At 71.4% G+C, this 16,325-nt stretch carries 13 protein-coding genes and 1 pseudogene; 2 read left to right on the top strand and 12 right to left on the bottom strand.

What is annotated here, in order from left to right; translation table 11 throughout:
• Positions 1-86 (bottom strand): annotated as a pseudogene (locus ASE15_RS20560) (ferredoxin); the annotation flags it as partial.
• A gap of 90 nt (positions 87-176) precedes the next feature.
• On the opposite strand from ASE15_RS20560, the gene ASE15_RS21655 reads away from it, so the two are divergent.
• A complete protein-coding gene (locus ASE15_RS21655; RefSeq protein ID WP_235534610.1) occupies positions 177-512 on the top strand; it encodes a hypothetical protein in 336 nt (111 codons plus the stop codon).
• A gap of 68 nt (positions 513-580) precedes the next feature.
• On the opposite strand, the gene ASE15_RS20075 is transcribed toward ASE15_RS21655, so the two are convergent.
• From ASE15_RS20075 to ASE15_RS20035, 9 genes are all read right to left on the bottom strand, one after another.
• On the bottom strand, positions 581-982 hold the full coding sequence (locus tag ASE15_RS20075; RefSeq protein ID WP_056765515.1) for a RidA family protein: 402 nt from the start codon (positions 980-982) through the stop codon (positions 581-583).
• A 146-nt stretch (positions 983-1,128) separates the two neighbouring features.
• Positions 1,129-2,136, bottom strand: a complete 1,008-nt coding sequence (locus ASE15_RS20070) for a prephenate dehydrogenase/arogenate dehydrogenase family protein (protein WP_056765570.1) — start codon at positions 2,134-2,136, stop codon at positions 1,129-1,131.
• Positions 2,133-3,131, bottom strand: coding sequence for a prephenate dehydratase domain-containing protein (locus ASE15_RS20065; RefSeq protein WP_082618648.1), 999 nt, complete (start codon positions 3,129-3,131; stop codon positions 2,133-2,135). Before ASE15_RS20065 ends, ASE15_RS20070 begins: the two co-directional genes overlap by 4 nt.
• Entirely contained in the window at positions 3,128-4,015 is an 888-nt protein-coding gene (locus tag ASE15_RS20060) for a hypothetical protein (protein ID WP_056654578.1), read from the bottom strand. The genes ASE15_RS20065 and ASE15_RS20060 overlap by 4 nt, the downstream gene beginning before the upstream one ends.
• Positions 4,016-4,306: 291 nt before the next feature.
• Positions 4,307-7,312 carry a VanW family protein gene (locus tag ASE15_RS21650; RefSeq protein ID WP_235534609.1) on the bottom strand — a complete coding sequence of 1,002 codons (3,006 nt, stop codon included), beginning with the start codon at positions 7,310-7,312 and terminating at the stop codon, positions 4,307-4,309.
• Positions 7,313-7,393: 81 nt separating this feature from the next.
• Positions 7,394-7,864, bottom strand: a complete 471-nt coding sequence (locus ASE15_RS20050; RefSeq protein ID WP_200955991.1) for a DUF6113 family protein — start codon at positions 7,862-7,864, stop codon at positions 7,394-7,396.
• Positions 7,861-8,982, bottom strand: a complete 1,122-nt coding sequence (locus tag ASE15_RS20045; protein ID WP_056765505.1) for a PIG-L family deacetylase — start codon at positions 8,980-8,982, stop codon at positions 7,861-7,863. Before ASE15_RS20045 ends, ASE15_RS20050 begins: the two co-directional genes overlap by 4 nt.
• A 97-nt stretch (positions 8,983-9,079) precedes the next feature.
• Positions 9,080-10,990, bottom strand: a complete 1,911-nt coding sequence (typA, locus tag ASE15_RS20040) for a translational GTPase TypA (RefSeq protein WP_056654576.1) — start codon at positions 10,988-10,990, stop codon at positions 9,080-9,082.
• Positions 10,991-11,244: 254 nt separating this feature from the next.
• Entirely contained in the window at positions 11,245-13,062 is a 1,818-nt protein-coding gene (locus ASE15_RS20035) for an ABC transporter ATP-binding protein (protein ID WP_056654575.1), read from the bottom strand.
• Positions 13,063-13,133: 71 nt separating this feature from the next.
• Here ASE15_RS20035 and ASE15_RS20030 point away from each other — a divergent pair, with 71 nt between their 5' ends.
• The gene (locus ASE15_RS20030) at positions 13,134-13,715 is read left to right on the top strand and encodes a PH domain-containing protein (RefSeq protein ID WP_056765503.1); all 582 of its coding nucleotides are present in this window, start codon (positions 13,134-13,136) and stop codon (positions 13,713-13,715) included.
• A 20-nt stretch (positions 13,716-13,735) separates the two neighbouring features.
• On the opposite strand, the gene ASE15_RS20025 is transcribed toward ASE15_RS20030, so the two are convergent.
• Both ASE15_RS20025 and ASE15_RS20020 read right to left on the bottom strand, forming a co-directional pair.
• Positions 13,736-14,770 carry an ABC transporter permease gene (locus ASE15_RS20025; RefSeq protein ID WP_056654573.1) on the bottom strand — a complete coding sequence of 345 codons (1,035 nt, stop codon included), beginning with the start codon at positions 14,768-14,770 and terminating at the stop codon, positions 13,736-13,738.
• A complete protein-coding gene (locus tag ASE15_RS20020; protein ID WP_369800652.1) occupies positions 14,767-16,242 on the bottom strand; it encodes an ABC transporter permease subunit in 1,476 nt (491 codons plus the stop codon). Before ASE15_RS20020 ends, ASE15_RS20025 begins: the two co-directional genes overlap by 4 nt.
• Positions 16,243-16,325 lie beyond the last annotated feature (83 nt).

Here is a 16,325-nt window from a genome sequence, read left to right as displayed (position 1 = left end):
CCCTCGTAGATGCAGTCCACCGGACACTCCTCGATGCACGCCTTGTCCTTCACGTCCACACAAGGCTGAGCAATCACGTACGTCACGTCGGAGGTCCTTCCACCTTCTGCACAGGGCACTTCCCCCTAGTATCTCTCAGGAGACGGACATCCCGGCCACCCGCCGACCAAGTGAGCGTGACGACTGCTGTGAACACCCCGCACCGCTTCCCCGCCGTCGACCCCGACTGGGCCGCCTGGCCCGCGGGCACGCGCGTCGTGCTCCGCCGGCGCCTGAGCGCCGCCGAGTCGCGCGCGACGCGCGACGCGGCGAGCGACGAGGCCGCGAAGACCGTGACCGACGTGATCGGGATCGTCCTGTCGACCGTGCCTGGCCGGTCCGTGACGGTCCGCACCGACGCCGGCGGATCGCGCGAGGCGGTCGAGGTGACGATCCCCGCCGACCAGCTCGTCGCGGCCAAGCGCATCCCCCCGAGGCCGCCACGCCGGCTGCCCCGTCAGCCGGTCGACTGAGCCCGGCACCGGGCAGAACCCCGCGCACGGGCCCGTTCCGGCCCTGCCGTCAGGGCCGGCTCCGGCCCTCAGCCCGGGACGACCGCGGCGATCGCGCTCACCTCGATCAGCGCTCCCGGCACCCCGAGCCCCGCGACCCGCGCTGCGGTCACCAGCGGCGGCGCCCCGGAGGTCGCCAGCCGCGGCGCGATCGCGCCGTAGGCCGCGCCCAGGTCCGCGTCGGCGGCCAGCAGGACCGTCCACTGGACGACGTCGGCGAGCGAGGCTCCCGCCGCCTCGAGCGCGATGCTCACGTTGTCGATCGTCCGGACCGACTGCTCGACGACGTCGTCCGAGACGACCGCGCCCGTGTCGTCGACGCCGTTCTGGCCGCCCACGTAGATGGTCGCGGCCCCCGCGGGGACTATCGCGACATGACTGAACGCCGGGCTCACCACGAGCCCGGCCGGCTGCAACCGTGTGATCTCCATGGCTCCCACGGTTCCACGGACCCCCGACACCGGCAGCGCGAGCGGCACCCGGGCTGGCACGGCGGGTGGCCCGCGAAACCGGGACCAGCTCTCGGCGGCGCAGGGCAACGGCTCCACGGCGGCCCCGTGCCGCCGACGGCCGGGGTCTACCGGTGCAGGCCCACGAGCGAGTCCTGCACCGAGACGACGGCCCAGCCCGCGAGGCAGAGCTCGACGAGCTCCGCGGGACCGTCGGGCTCCGCGAGGTCGACCGTCAGCTGCTCCCCCGACCCACCGCTCGCCGAGGACCCCGAGGACGACCCGCTGAGGCCGCGAGGCTGCCAGGTCGCCCGGACGTCGTCAGCCCGGTCGAAGAACTCCGACGCCGAGGCGTTGGCCTCGAGCGCCGTGGCCAGCGCCTCCAGGTCCCGTGCCGCGAGACGCAGGGCCGGGGCGACCCACCCCGCGTTCTCCGCGAGCATGGCCTCGGTCCGGCGCGGATCGGTCCTGCCCACCCGGGTCCCGTCCCGGAAGCTGCCCGCCGCCAGCGCCAGCGCGACGTCTCGCACCGGGGCTGCCGAGACCAGGTTCAGGAGCTCGATCGCGAACGCGTGCGGGACGTGGCTGACGAGCGCCGCTGCCTCGTCGTGCACCTCGTCCGTCAGGACGTAGGCGCTCCCTCCCGCGGGGCCCGTCACGAGCGCGAGCAGCGTAGCGAGCAGGTCCGCCCGCGTGCGGTCGGTGACCGTGACGGCCCACCGCGCGCCGTCGAGCAGCGACGCCGAGGAAGACCCGAAGCCCGACTGCTCGGTACCCGCCATGGGGTGCGCACCGACGTAGCGCTCCCCCAGCCCGCACGCGTCGAGGACGTCGCGCACCGGCCCCTTGACCGACCCGACGTCCGTGACGAGGGTCGTCGCCAGCACGTGGCGTGCGACCTCGGTGGCCACCGGACGCATGGCCCGCAACGGCACCGCGAGGACCAGGACGTCGGGGGCAGCGCTGCACAGGGCCTCGACGTCCGCCGCCACGAGGATCCCGGCCGTCGCGGCCTCGGCGCGCGTCGCGGCCGAGGAGTCGTACCCCGTGACCTCGATCCCCTGGGCCACGAGCCGCCGGGCCAGGGACCCACCGATGAGCCCCAGGCCCAGGACTGCGACGGTCGGCCGCGTCATGCCCACAGCAGCCCCCGGTCCAGCTCGTCGGCTCCAGCGCCCGCCCCTACCGACCCCACCGGGACGTGGTCGCTCGAGAGCGCCTCGTCGAGCTCGCCACGGGCCGGGAAGACGCCGAGCGTCTTGACCGAGTCCCCCGCGGCCAGCAGACCCTCGAGGACCTTCCGCACCGCCGGTTCCCACGGTGCCGCGTCAGCCGTCAGGACGAACACGTACTTGCCCTCGAGCGCCTTGAGCGGACGCGTGATGAGGCTCGACAGGTTGACCCCGCCCCCCCCGAACGCCTGCGTGATGCGCGCCAGGACCCCTGGTCCTGTCACGAGGGGCGTGAGCGCGAGCATGGTGCGCCACTGTGCGGGTCCCGCGGCCCGCGCCGCCGCGAGCGCGTCGCGCGCACGGTCCCGCCGGACGATCGTGAGGAACCGGGTCCGTGCGCCGTGGAAGTCCTCGACGCCCGCCTCGAGCAGCTCCAGGCCGTAGAGCTCGCCGCAGATGCTCGGGCCCAGCGCCACCTGGTGCACGGTCGCGTCCCGGCAGGCCGACGCGTTGGACGCGGCCGGCACCGGCAGCGCCCCCGAGCGCGTCACGAAGCCCTGGCACTGCGCCAGGCCGTGCGGGTGCGCGGTCACCTCGGTCAGGTCGCCGTGGCCCGGCCGGACGAACGCGTCGAACGTGATCTCCAGGACCACCTCGTCGATCGCGACGACGTCCTCGCTGCCCACGATCGCGTCGAGCGACGGGACGACGTAGCCCTCGACCGAGCTCTCGATCGCGACGATCCCCTGGTCGAAGTCCCCCGAGGCGACCCCCGCGTAGACGTCCGTCACGGCCGGGGCGGGCACCAGCTCGACGGGCGCGCCACCAGGGTGCTCGGCGCGATCCGAGGGGCCGGGCGCTGCAGGACCCGCAGCGTGCTGTCCCTGGGACCGGACCCACTCCACGGCGGCCTGGTGCGTGAACGTGCCCTCCGGCCCGAGGTAGGCGACCCGGCTCACGAGCCCACGTGCTCCGGCGCCCACTGCGGTACCAGGGCGTCCGGACCGGGCAGGAAGTCACGTCCCGGGAGCACCGCGAGGACCCGGTGCGCGACGTCGCGCGCCGCGAGCTCGGTCACGAGCGACGACAGCACCGACGCGTCGGGGCACGAGAACGACGAGAAGAAGATGTGCGGCCCCGCGAGCGACCGATGGCTGCGCAGGTGCTGCATGTCGATCCCGCTCTCCGCGATGACCGACAGCGTCTGCTGGAGCGAGCCCCTGTGGTCGTCGCGCGGTCCGAACGCGAACCACACCTGCGCCTGCCCCTCGACCACGGGCGCCGGGCGCCTGGCCTCGACGAGCCCGTACCAGATCGGGGCACCCGCGCTCAGCTGCTCGCTGCCCGGGATCTCGGCCCACCCGGCGGGGATCTCCGAGCGCTCGACCACGAGGGTCCCGTCCCGGCCCGAGAGAGCGATGCGCTCGTCGAGCGCGGTCCGCGACGGGACCAGGCGGGGGTTCGCGCCCAGGGTCCGCAGGACGTGACGGCAGTCGCGCATGCCGGCCTCGTCGACCACCACGCTGCCCGTGGCCTGCCCGGGCCGACCGACCCACACCCACTGGGCAGGGACCGCGACGGCAGACGTCACGACGAGGGACGGTGACGCGGCCAGGAGCGCCCGCTCGAGGTCGTGCGACGGCTGGGCAGGGTGCCCGATGTGCATGACGGCCGCCAGGTCGTCGATGCTCGCGACCGTCGCCAGGGTCGACGTCGTGGACCCCAGGTCCAGCAGGTCGTCGGCGCCGGTCCCCGCGGGCAGACCGTCCGCGCCGTGCCACTTCGCGATCTGCGCCGCGAGCCGCGCGTGGGCCCCCGACTCGCGTTCACTACGTCCGAGCATCGAGTGTCTCTGCCTTGCCTCGAGGGGTGGCTGCGCGAGCGCAGCGCCGGTCAGCGTCCGCCGAGCAGTCTAGCCGCGGGGGCACGTCCTGGCGGCGGGCGCCGGACCCCGTGAGACGTCACGGATCACGTGCGCCCCCGACCTCACGTGCGGTGACAGGCGCGGTGCGCACCACGACGGAGCGGGCCGCGGCCTGGTGGCCACGACCCGCTCCGTGATGGTGCCTGGCGCCTTGCCGCGCGCCCGACAGCGACCGGCCGACCTCTGGTGCGAGGTCAGCCGGTCAGCACGTCAGGGCGCGCAGACGACCTGGTTGTCCGGCTTGTACGTCCACGTGTTCTTCTCGTCCTTGACGACCTTGCCGTCGAGCAGGACCTTGCGAGGCGTCGTGATCGTGAACCCGGGGTTGCCCTTGGGCTGCGGCACGCAGTCGGCGCCCGAGTGCGTCACCGTGGTCGGCTGGACGACGTTGCGCTTCTCGCCCTCGCTCGTCTGCACCTCGTAGTACTTGGTGCTCCAGATCGCGACGTGCAGCTCTCCGCCCCCGACCCACGACTGCATGAGGACGCCGTAGGGCGTGTCGTTCTTGAACTTCATGTCGATCGAGCCGACGAAGATGGTCGCCTCGCGCCCCGCCGGGTAGCGGGTGAACCAGTAGCTGTGCTGGCGGTGCTCCACGTCGTCGAGGCCCGCGAAGAACCCGGCGTTGTACGTCGTGGTCGCCATCTGCGACAGGCCGCCACCGATACCGTCGACGTGCTTGCCGTCCTGGACGATCCCGGCCGAGAAGTAGCCCCCGGCCTTGGTGATCGGCGACAGCGTCTCCGTCAGAGAGAACGTCTCGCCCGGCAGCACGAGGGTCCCGTTGACCTTGCTCGCACCCACGCGCAGGTTCTCGGTGCGCTGGGCGTCGTTGGTCAGGGGCGTCGAGAACTCGGAGACCTTCTCCTTGACCCCGAGGGCCTCGAGCGCGGCGACCGACTGTGCAGGGTCCGACTCGACGAGCTCGACGGTCGCCGTGCGCTCGGTGCCTGCCCCGGCGGTCGCGACCGCTGCGCTGAGCGCCGCGGGATCGATCGTCGTCCCGGGTGCACCGCCCTCGATCACGGGAGCGCCGTTGACGAAGACGAACTTGGCGTCGGCCGCCTCGTTGAGCAGGTCGTCCGTCCCGTCGACGACCGCCTCGAGGAGCGTGGCCCCGTCGAACGTGAGCTGGAGCGAGCCGTCCGCCGCGTTGAAGGCCGCGGCCTCGGCAAGGACGGCCGGGCTCAGCTCGGCGCGCTGTCCGCCGACCTCGACCGTGACCGGTGCGGAGACCAGCGTCGTGGCCTGTGCGAGCGCCACGTCCGTCTCGGCCTGGGTGATCGCCGGGGCGATCGGGTCGGTCGGCAGCTCGAGCGGCTGCGCGGCCGTGAGCCACGACGACTCGATGATCGTGGTGGCCTCGTCCGTGACGACCTCGGCGCCGTCCTGGGCCGGCGTCGCGGTCGGCTGCCCGTCGGTGAACACGACCGAACCGTCGACCGGCTCGAGGTTGAGGCTCGCCTCGATCTCCGCGACCTGGGCCGCGAGCTTGGTCTTGTCGACCGTGGTGACGGGCAGCTCCTCCTCGCCACCGAAGAGCTGCTTCCACAGCTGGACCGGGCTCATGGAGAAGGACGTCAGCTCGTCGGCCGTCGCCTGAGCGTCGAACGCGAGACCCGCGGCTGCGGGGTCGAGCGTCGTGGTCGCCTCGCCGGCCTGGAGCGTGATCGGCTCCTGGGCACGTCCCGAGAGCCCCTTCTCGAGGGCTGCCACGGCAGAGGTCCGGTCGAGACCACCGACCTCGACGCCTGCCACCGTGGTCTCGGGGGGCACCTTGTCCGAGTAGAACCACTGGGCACCCGTGTAGAGGCCACCGAGCACGACGACACCGATACCCGCCCACAGGGCGACCTTGGGCAGTCGGCTCGGCGCCTTGTCACCGGACAGGCCCGCGAGCGGCGAGTCGTCGGCCGGCGGCTCCACGTTCGCAGGGGCCGACGCCCCGACGGGCGTGAACGCCGAGGTGACGGACGTGCGTGCAGGAGCGGACTGGGCGGGGGTCGCCGCAGGGCCCGACGTCGCAGCGCTCGTCCACGCGGACGTCGCCGGAGCGAAGGGTGAAGCAGGCGCCTCGGAGTCCGCGGACGCCTCGACCGGGGTGGCGGGCACCTCGGGGACGTCCTGAACGGGCGCGATCACCTGGGTCGCCTGGGCGTCCGGGGCCGGGTCGACGGGCGCGGTCGGCGCCGGGTCGACGGGCGCGGTCGGCGCCTCGGGCGCAGCGGCGGCGGGCACGGCAGGCGCGACGGGCTCTGCGGGAGCGACGGGGGGTGCGGGGGCGACGGGAGGTGCGGGGGCGACGGGAGGTGCCGGCGCGTCCGCCACGGGCGGCAGGACCTCAGTCGCGGCGCCGGTCGGCGCCTCCGCAGCCTCCGCCTCCGTGGCAGCGTCCGACTGATCGAACGCGAAGACCCGCGGCGAGTAGGGGACGTCGTCGTCATCGTCGAAGGACGGGCCGCGCGGTGCCGCGGCAGGCGTGGCGGTCGGCTCCGCAACGACAGCCGGCTCGGAAACGACAGCCGGCTCGGCAGCCACAACCGGCTCGGCAGCCACAACCGGCTCAGGAGAGGGCGTCAGCTCGCCTGCCCCCTCGGGCACGGTGGCCGCGGCACCAACCGTTGCCGGCTCGGTCGGCGCAGGAGCGGCAGGAACCACGGCCTGGGCGGGAGCCGAGACCTCGGCCTCGGGGGTGGGAACGACCGGCTCGGGCGTCTCACTCGTGGGAGCGACCGCTGCGGGGACGACCTCCTCGGTGACAGGCGCGGGCTCGGTCGGAGCGACCTGCGGGGACGCCGCGATCGGCTCTGCGTCGGAGACGACCGGCGAAGCATCCGCGACCGCTTCCGCCGTGCCGCCCTCCGCGCCGAGCGTTTCAGCGGGCTGCTCGGCCGGGGGTGCCGTGTCTGCAGCTGATACGCCCTGGTCCTCGACGGCGCTCGGCGCGGGCTGCCCGCTCGACGTCGAGCTCTCGACCGGAGCCGACTCGTGCGCAGGCTCGACGACCTCCGGACCGGAGGCGGTGGTCTCGGCCTCGGGTGTCTCCGCGTCCGACCCGGCCGCGGAGGCCTCGGTCGCCGAAGCGTCGGCCGCACCGGGCACCCCTGCCGGGGCTGCCACGGACTCAGCGACCGGGGCTCCTGACTCCACAGGAGTCGCAGTCCCGTCGCTCAGGCTCGGGTCGGGCGCGTTCTCACGCTCGGTCGGGTGTCCCATCGACTGTCTCCGTGATGATGTGGGTGCGCGGTCGAGCCGCGACGAAAGTGGGGGGATGCGGGAGCCCGCACGGGGGCAATTCTATGCGTCTGTACCGAAGTGTCCGGTGGTTGTCCGGGGTGAAGATCCCGTGGTGATCTGCGGCTGCGACGACTCGTCGCTCGCGCGGGCGACGGCACGCACGGGCCTGTCGCTGAACCAGGACGCCGGCAGGAAGGCGGACACCGCCACGAGCAGCATCCCGCCGTAGACCCACACGAGCCCGACGGTCTGGTTGGGCACGAGCAGGTCACCGCCCGGACCGCGCATCGACAGAACCTGGACGGCGACGACCCATCCGATCGCGAACCCCACGACCCCGGCGTAGCCGGCCCAGGCCCGCGCGAGGGTCCCGGCGGCCAGCACCGCGAGCAGCGCGACGACGACCCCCACGGGAAGGAGGTGGTCGGTCACCACGACTCGGTGCATGACCGTGCCGACGATGCCCACGACGAGGCCCAGGAGCACGCACAGCAGCGCATGCGTCAGGCGACGGGTTCCGGTCTTCTTCACGACGTCCACGCTACTGGTCCTGTCTGATCATTTCCCGTGAACGTGCGAGAGGCTCCCGCAGACTCCGAGGTCACCGTGTAGAACTCGCGTGAAGGAAGGGCAGCGAGGACGTCGTTGCTCAGCGCGTACCAGCCGAGCACCTCCGCGGCACCACCCTGGTCCCCCTCCCCCGTCGGGTCCCCGTCGCCGCTCCCCAGCGCGACCCCGACGTGCTGCACCTGGGTCGCGTGCGCACGCAAGGCACCGACCACGGCACCGAGCACCGGCCGGACCTCGACCACGACGACCTCCTCGAGACCGGTCTTGGCCACGGGGGGCAGCGGCTCGTCGGGATCCGGCAGCGTGAGCTCCGGGTGCTCGGCGCGCAGCGTGGCGACCCCGGGCAGGACGGCCAGCTCACGACGAGCCGCTCGCGCGACCTCGGCGGGCACCACCGACTGCCACAGCTCGAGGTCGTGACCGGCCGACGGGTCGCCTGCGCGAGCACCGCCCACCCCGACGGCCTCCGGGGCCGACGCTCCGCCGTCGGGCCCCACGGACCCCTCATCCCGGGCGATCTCGATCGCGCGGACCGTGATCTCGTGCGCCCGCACGTGGTCCGGGTGGCCGTAGCCGCCCGACGGCTCGTACGTCACCACGACGCGCGGGCGCCGCTCGCGCAGCACGCGCGCGAGGCGCCGCGCCGCCTCGTCGAGCGGGACCCCGACGAGCGCCCCGTCCGGGAGGTCCGCCTCTGCCGCTGCCCGGGCGATGCCCGGCGCGGCCCACGCCATGCCCGAGTCGCGGAAGGCACGCTCACCGACCCGGGCCGGCGAGGTGCCAGGCTCGCCGGGCTCGACCTGGTCCAGGAACACGTGGTCGGACACGCCCAGGCTCGCCAGCGCGGCGGCCAGCTCGCCCTCACGGTGCGCCGCGAGGGCCGGACCGTCGCCCTCGAGGTGCGCGAGCTCGGCGCCGATCACCTCGCCCTGCTCGCCGCGCGTGCACGTCACGAGCGTCACGGGCTCGCCCGACGCCGCCCAGGTCGCCAGCAGCGCGCCGGTCGCGAGGGTCTCGTCGTCGGGATGGGCGTGCACGGCGAGCAACCCGCCGCGGGGCCGGACCGGCTCGGTCCTCATGCGCTCTCCAGAGGGGCAGGAAGCGCGGAGCCCGCGCCGCCGGTCACGAGGACCGGTGGCACGGGCTGCACGCTCAGGCGGACGGCTGAGCCGGCGCTCAGGACTTCTTCGCGCGGGAGAACGCGCGGGCGCGCTCGGTCTGGTCGAGGATGACCTTGCGGATGCGCACGACCTCGGGGGTGACCTCGACGCACTCGTCCTCGCGGGCGAACTCGAGCGACTCCTCGAGCGTCAGGTGCTTCGGAGGGGTGAGGTTCTCGAACGTGTCGCTCGACGCGGCACGCATGTTCGTGAGCTTCTTCTCCTTGGTGATGTTGACGTCCATGTCCTCGTTGCGCGAGTTCTCGCCGACGATCATGCCCTCGTAGACCTCCTGCGTGGGGTCGACGAAGAAGGAGCCGCGCTCCTGCAGGTTGATCATCGCGAACGGCGTCACCACACCGGAGCGGTCCGCGACGAGCGAACCGTTGACGCGGGTCTCGATGGGACCGGCCCACGGCTCGTAGCCCTCGGCGATCGAGGACGCGATGCCCGTGCCGCGCGTGTCCGTGAGGAAGCGCGTGCGGAAGCCGATGAGCCCTCGAGCCGGGACGACGAACTCCATGCGGACCCAGCCCGTGCCGTGGTTCGACATGGTCTCCATGCGGCCCTTGCGCTGCGCGAGGAGCTGCGTGACGTTGCCCAGGTACTCCTCGGGCACGTCGATCGTCATGCGCTCCATGGGCTCGTGGCGCTTGCCGTCGACCTGCTTGGTGACGACCTGCGGCTTGCCGACGGTCAGCTCGAAGCCCTCACGACGCATCTGCTCGACGAGGATGGCGAGCGCGAGCTCCCCACGACCCTGGACCTCCCACGCGTCAGGACGCTCGGTCGGCAGGACGCGCAGCGACACGTTGCCGATGAGCTCCTTGTCGAGGCGGTCCTTGACCTGGCGGGCCGTGACCTTGTGGCCCTTGCCGCCCTTGCCCGCGAGCGGGGACGTGTTGATACCGATCGTCATCGAGATCGCCGGGTCGTCGACCGTGATGAGCGGCAGCGGACGCGGGTCGTCGGGGTCCGTGAGGGTCTCACCGATGGTGATCTCCTCGATGCCGGCGACGGCGACGATCTCGCCCGGGCCCGCCGAGTCCGTGGGCACACGGGTGAGCGCCTTGGTCTCGAGGAGCTCGGTGATCTTGACGTTCTGCATGGTGCCGTCGGCACGGGCCCACGCCACGGTCTGGCCCTTGTGGATGGTGCCGTTGAAGATGCGCAGCAGCGCGAGGCGGCCGAGGAACGGCGACGCGTCGAGGTTGGTCACGTGCGCCTGGAGCGGCGCGCCCTCCTCGTAAGTGGGGGCCGGGATCTTGTCGAGGATGACCTTGAACAGGGGCTCGAGGTCCTCGCTGTCCGGGACCGAGCCGTCGGCCGGCTGGACCGTCGAGGCGCGCCCGACCTTGGCTGCGGCGTAGACGACGGGCATGTCGAGGATCGCGTCGAGGTCGAGGTCGGGGACCTCGTCCGCGAGGTCGCTCGCGAGACCGAGCAGCAGGTCGGTCGCCTCGGCGACGACCTCCTCGATGCGCGAGTCGGGGCGGTCGGTCTTGTTGACCACGAGGATCACGGGGAGCTTGGCGACGAGCGCCTTGCGCAGCACGAAGCGCGTCTGGGGCAGAGGGCCCTCCGAGGCGTCGACCAGGAGCACGACACCGTCGACCATGGACAGGCCGCGCTCGACCTCACCACCGAAGTCGGCGTGGCCCGGGGTGTCGATCACGTTGATCGTGATGCCCTCCGGGTGCCCGGCCTCGACTGCCGCCGGACCGGCGTAGTGCACGGCGGTGTTCTTCGCGAGGATCGTGATGCCCTTCTCGCGCTCCAGGTCACCGGAGTCCATGGCCCGCTCGTCGACGTGCGCGTGAGCGCCGAAGGCGCCGGACTGGTGCAGCATCGCGTCGACCAGGGTCGTCTTGCCGTGGTCGACGTGGGCGACGATCGCCACGTTGCGCAGGTCAGAGCGCACAGACATACAGAACTCATTTCGGGAGAGGAGCAAGCGACGGAGGTTTCCGCCCCGGAGTTGGTGGCCAGCAGACGGGCGCCGCCCGCGCAGAGCACGCGCGCGCCGTCGTCCGGGCACGGCTATCTTACCGGGTGCAGGCCAGTGCGTGGAGGGGGTGCTCCGTCACACCCCGCTCCCCTGCCCCCAGACGCGAGATGCCCGACGACGGCGCGTGCCGTCGTCGGGCATCTCACCTGCCGATCGGCAGGGCCAGACGGGTGCTACTGGTTCGACGGCGGGATCCGGTCGCTGTCGAGCTGGTCGATCTGACCCACCTGGGCACGGGCCAGCGAGCCCACCTGCGCGGCCTCGTCGTTGTCGATGTCCTTCGCGGCCGCCACGAGCAGCGCGTCGCGCGTCTCACGACGGACCTTCTGCGCAGCAGGGTCCGGGACCGGGACGGCAGCGAGCAGCCGCTGCGTGTACGGGTCGCGCGGCGAGTGGATGATCTGCTCGGTCGAGCCGACCTCCACGAGCTTGCCCTGGTGCATGACCGCGATGTGGTCCGAGAGCATCTCGACCACCGCTAGGTCGTGCGAGATGAACAGGCACGCGAAGCCGTGCTCGCGCTGAAGGTCCTTGAAGAGGTCGAGGACCTTGGCCTGCACCGAGACGTCGAGGGCCGAGGTCGGCTCGTCCGCCACCAGGATCTTCGGCTCGAGCGACAGCGACCGGGCGATACCCACACGCTGGCGCTGACCGCCCGAGAGCTCGTGCGGGTAGCGGTTGCGCATGGCGCGCGGCAGCTCGACCTGGTCGAGGAGACGCTCGACCTCGGCGCTCAGCGCCTTGCCCTTGATGCCCTTGTGGAGCATGAGGGGCTCGCCGATCGACTCACCGATGGGCAGGCGCGGGTTGAGCGAGGAACCCGGGTCCTGGAACACGATCCCGACGTCCTTGCGCAGCGGACGCAGCTGCTTGGGCGAGACGCCGACCATGTTGGTGCCGGCGACCTTGAGCTCACCAGCGGTGACCGGCAGGAGACCGACCACGGCACGACCGATGGTCGTCTTGCCCGAGCCCGACTCCCCGACGAGACCCATGACCTCGCCGCGACGCAGCGAGAACGAGACCTGGTCGACCGCACGGAAGACCGGCTGACGCCGACGTCCCGGGTACTCGATGATCATGTCCTTGGCCTCGAGGACCACGTCACGGTCGACGACGGCCGCCGGAGCGACCCGGTCCCTGACCTCCGCGGCCGGCTTGCTCGTCCCGAGGTGGGGCACCGCGTCGAGCAGTCGCTGGGTGTACGGGTGCTTCGGCGCCCCGAAGACCTCGGCCGAGGTCCCGCGCTCGACGACGTGACCGTCCTTCATCACCATGATCGTGTCGGCCATGTCGGCCACGACGCCCATGTCGTGCGTGATGAGGATGATGGCGGCGTCGACACGATGACGCAGGTCGCGCAGGAGCTTGAGGATCTCCGCCTGGACGGTCACGTCGAGTGCCGTCGTCGGCTCGTCGGCGACCAGGAGCTTGGGGTCGCAGGCGAGGGCCTGGGCGATCATCGCGCGCTGGCGCTGACCGCCCGAGAGCTGGTGCGGGTAGGCGTCGAAACGACGCTCCGGCTCAGGGATCTCGACGAGGCGCAACAGCTCGATCGCGCGCTTCTTCGCGTCGGACGGACCGACGTTGAAGTGCGTCCGGAGCGTCTCGACGATCTGGAACCCCACCGTGTAGACGGGGTTGAGCGCCGTCATGGGCTCCTGGAAGATCATCGAGATGTCCCGGCCGCGCACGTGGCGCAGCGAACCGTGGGACATCCCGATCAGCTCACGCTCACCGAGCTTGGCGCTCCCGCGAGCACGACCGTTGGGCGGCAGGAGACCGAGCAGGGCGAGCGACGACTGGGACTTGCCCGAGCCGGACTCGCCCACGATCGCCAGCACCTCACCGGCGTAGAGGTTGTAGCTGATGTCCGCTGCTGCCGGGTACCAGGCGCCGTCGACGAAGAAGTCGACGCCGAGACCCTTGACGGACAGGACAGGGGCTCCGGTCGCAGTGAACTGCGTCTCGGAGGACGTGTCGATGGCCACGATGATCAGTGTCCTTCCTGCTGGAGGGAGTGCCGGCGCTCGTGACGCCGCAACTCTGGGAACATGGGCACATGGGTCCCACGAAGGTCTTCTGCTCGATGTACGGACGCGTCCTGACGACCGCGACGGCGGTGATCGCCGTCCTGGCGACCGTCGTCCAGGTCGGTCAGGACCTGGGCGCCGCGCTGGCGACCCTGGCGGTGGGCGCCCTGGTCACGTGCCTCGTGTGGATGCTGTTCTGGCGTCCGCGCGTCGAGGTGTCGGACGGTGGGATCGAGGTCCGCAACGTGGTGCGCTCGGTGCACGTCCCGTGGCCCGCGTACACAGGTGTACGCACCCAGTGGTCGCTCGAGGTGGACTACGCGGGCGGCAAGGTCACCGCGTGGGCCGCGCCGCGCTCGAGCAGCAGCGGCCAGTGGCTGCGCAACTGGCGTCGCCGCCCCACCGACCCGGGAAGCACCCGGGTGGGCGGGGCCAGCGCCGAGGTCGTCGCTGCCGCGATCGTCGAGCGGCACGAAGCGCTGACCGCGGCCGGCTACCTGTCCGCGCCCCGCACCGACGCCCCCGAGGCGAGCTCGACCTGGAACGTGGTCGAGCTCGCCGCGCTGGGCAGCCTGGCGGTCGTGGCCGTGGTTCTCACGGTCACCACCTGACAGGCTGCCCGGCGCCGGGATCACGACGCTCCCGGCTCGGGGAGCGCGTCACCGGTCGTGGACGGCTTGGGTCGCTCGACGCGCTCGGCGCGCGCCATCTTCCGCTCGGACGGGATGTTCTTCTGGCGCGGGTCGAACGCGTCGCGCAGACCGTCACCGATGAAGTTCACGCACAGCGCGATCCCGACGATGAAGGCACCCGGCCACCAGAACAGCCACGGCCGGGAGGCGAACGCCTCCTGGTAGTCGCTGATCAGGAGGCCCAGCGAGACGGCCGGTCGCTGGATACCGACGCCGAGGTAGCTCAACGACGTCTCCAGGAGGATGGCCGAGCTCAGCAGCAGCGTCGTGTTGACGATGATCACGCCCACGGCGTTCGGCAGGATGTGCTTGAAGATGATCCGACCGCTGCTGGCCCCGGCGACCCGTGCGGCGTCGACGAACTCACGCTCACGCAGGGAGAGGAACTCACCTCGCACCAGTCGGGCGAGCGGCGGCCACAGGATCAGGCCGAGGAACGCCCCGAAGACGATCGCGTTGTTCCCGCCCGAGAGCATGCCCAGCACCGCACCGATGACGATGACCGGCATGGTGATGATCAGGTCGGTGAAGCGCATGAGGAACGAGTCGGTGCGCCCGCGGTAATAGCCCGAGAGTGCGCCGACCACGATGCCTGCCACGAGCGCGATCAGGCCGACGGTCGTCATGATGACCAGCGAGGTCTGCGTCCCGCGCATGACGCGGGCGAAGATGTCGCGACCGGCCTCGTCCTGGCCGAACCAGTGGACGGAGTTCGGAGCGCCGCCGTTGAGCACGGCACCGGTCTCGTTGGGCGTGAAGCGCCACCATCCCGTCCAGCCGCCGACACCGATCGAGGTGATGGCCAGGACGATGATGGCGATGAGTGCCACGAGCGCGACGACCGCGCCCTTGTGGTGGAAGAACCTCCTGCGGACGATCTGCCCCTGCGAGAGGCCCTCGACGTCCTTCAGCTCGATCTGGTTCTCCACGTTCATGCTCGACGCGCTGTCTTGGGGAGAAGTCTGGTTGCTCATGCGTTCACCCGGATCCGCGGGTCGAGGGCTGCGTAGATGAGGTCAGCCACGATGTTGGCAATGATGGCGAGGGCCGCGACGATGACGAGGTACGCCATGACGACGTCGATCTCGCCGCCGTCCAGGCCCCGGAGGAACAGGGTTCCCATTCCTGGCCGGGCGAAGACCTTCTCGGTGATGATCGCTCCACCGAGAAGGGTGATGACGTCGATCGGGACGATCGTGGCGAGCGGGATCAGCGTGTTGCGGAAACCGTGGCGCATGACGACCTCACGCTCCGGCAGGCCCTTGGCGCGCGCCGTGCGGATGTAGTCCTGGCTCATCACCTCGAGCATGCTCGACCGCGAGTAGCGGGTGTATCCGGCGAACTGGATCAGGACGAGGGCCAGCGTCGGGAGCAGCAGGTGGGTGTACGTGTCGAGCGTCTGCACCCAGAAGTTGCCGCCGAGGTTCGGCGTGCTCGAGCCGATCGTGGCGATCGGTCGCCCGTTGATCGCCGGGGCCGCCATGTACGCGGGCCACACCGACATGACCTTGTCGGCGAAGATCATGCCCGCGACGAGGAACGCCGTGATGCCGGCTGCGCGAGCGGAGATGCCCTTGTCGGGACCGCCCCACAGGAAGCCGACGGCGATGCCCACCACGACGGCCAGCACAGCGAGGCCGAGCACGATCCACCAGTTGAACGCGACCGAACGGAAGAAGCTCTGCAACGGGTAGTAGAGCGCGAGGCCGAGCACGACCGTCGTCAACGAGGCGCCCAGCGCGCGGCGGTTCTTGAGCCCGGACGTCAGTGCGGTGATCGCGAACGCGAGGGCGGTGCCCGTCACGAGGATGATCAGCGGACCGAGGTTCGGCTTGAGCCACCAGTTCGAGAGCTGGAGATACAGCATGGCACCGGCGGTCGCGACGAAGGCGATGCCGAACGTCATGGCACGGCGTCTTGCGTTCCCTCCGACCGCGAGCATCCACAGCAGGCCCATCAGAGCCCCCGCGACCCCGATCACGACCGGCGAGTTCGACGGGTCCTTGAGGAAGTCGTTGAAGCCGATGGCTCCCCACTGCTTCAGCAGGACCGCGACCCAGAACGCCGGGAGCGAGTAGAGGACGAACGACACGAAGATCGTGAGGTAGTCGAAGGTGCTGTACTGGCGCAGCGCGCTGACGATCCCGACCATGACACCGAAGATGATGGCGAGGACGGTCGCGGCGGCCACGAGCTGGATCGTGGAGAGCACCGCTCCGTGCAGCAGGTTCGACACCGACTGGCCGCTGCGCCAGCCGACACCGAGGTCGCCCGTCACGAAGTCACCGAGCCACTTGAAGTAGCGGATGATCACGGGCGTGTCGAGATCGAGGAGCTCACGCCTCTCGGCGATGAGCTGCGCCTTGTTGGCCGCGGTGCTCTGTTCGAGATCCTCGAAGGGCCTGATCGAGGCGCTCACGAGGAGATACATGGCGAACGTCGACACGAGCAAGGTTCCCAACCCTGCAAGGAGGCGTCGCGAGATGAACGAAAACATTGGAGGGCATACCTCGCTGAAACTAGGGACCC

Source organism: Oerskovia sp. Root22, from assembly GCF_001429135.1.
GTDB classification, from domain to species: domain Bacteria; phylum Actinomycetota; class Actinomycetes; order Actinomycetales; family Cellulomonadaceae; genus Oerskovia; species Oerskovia enterophila.
Note: the sequence above shows the minus strand (reverse complement) of the source record. Positions and strands in the feature narration are given on the sequence as shown.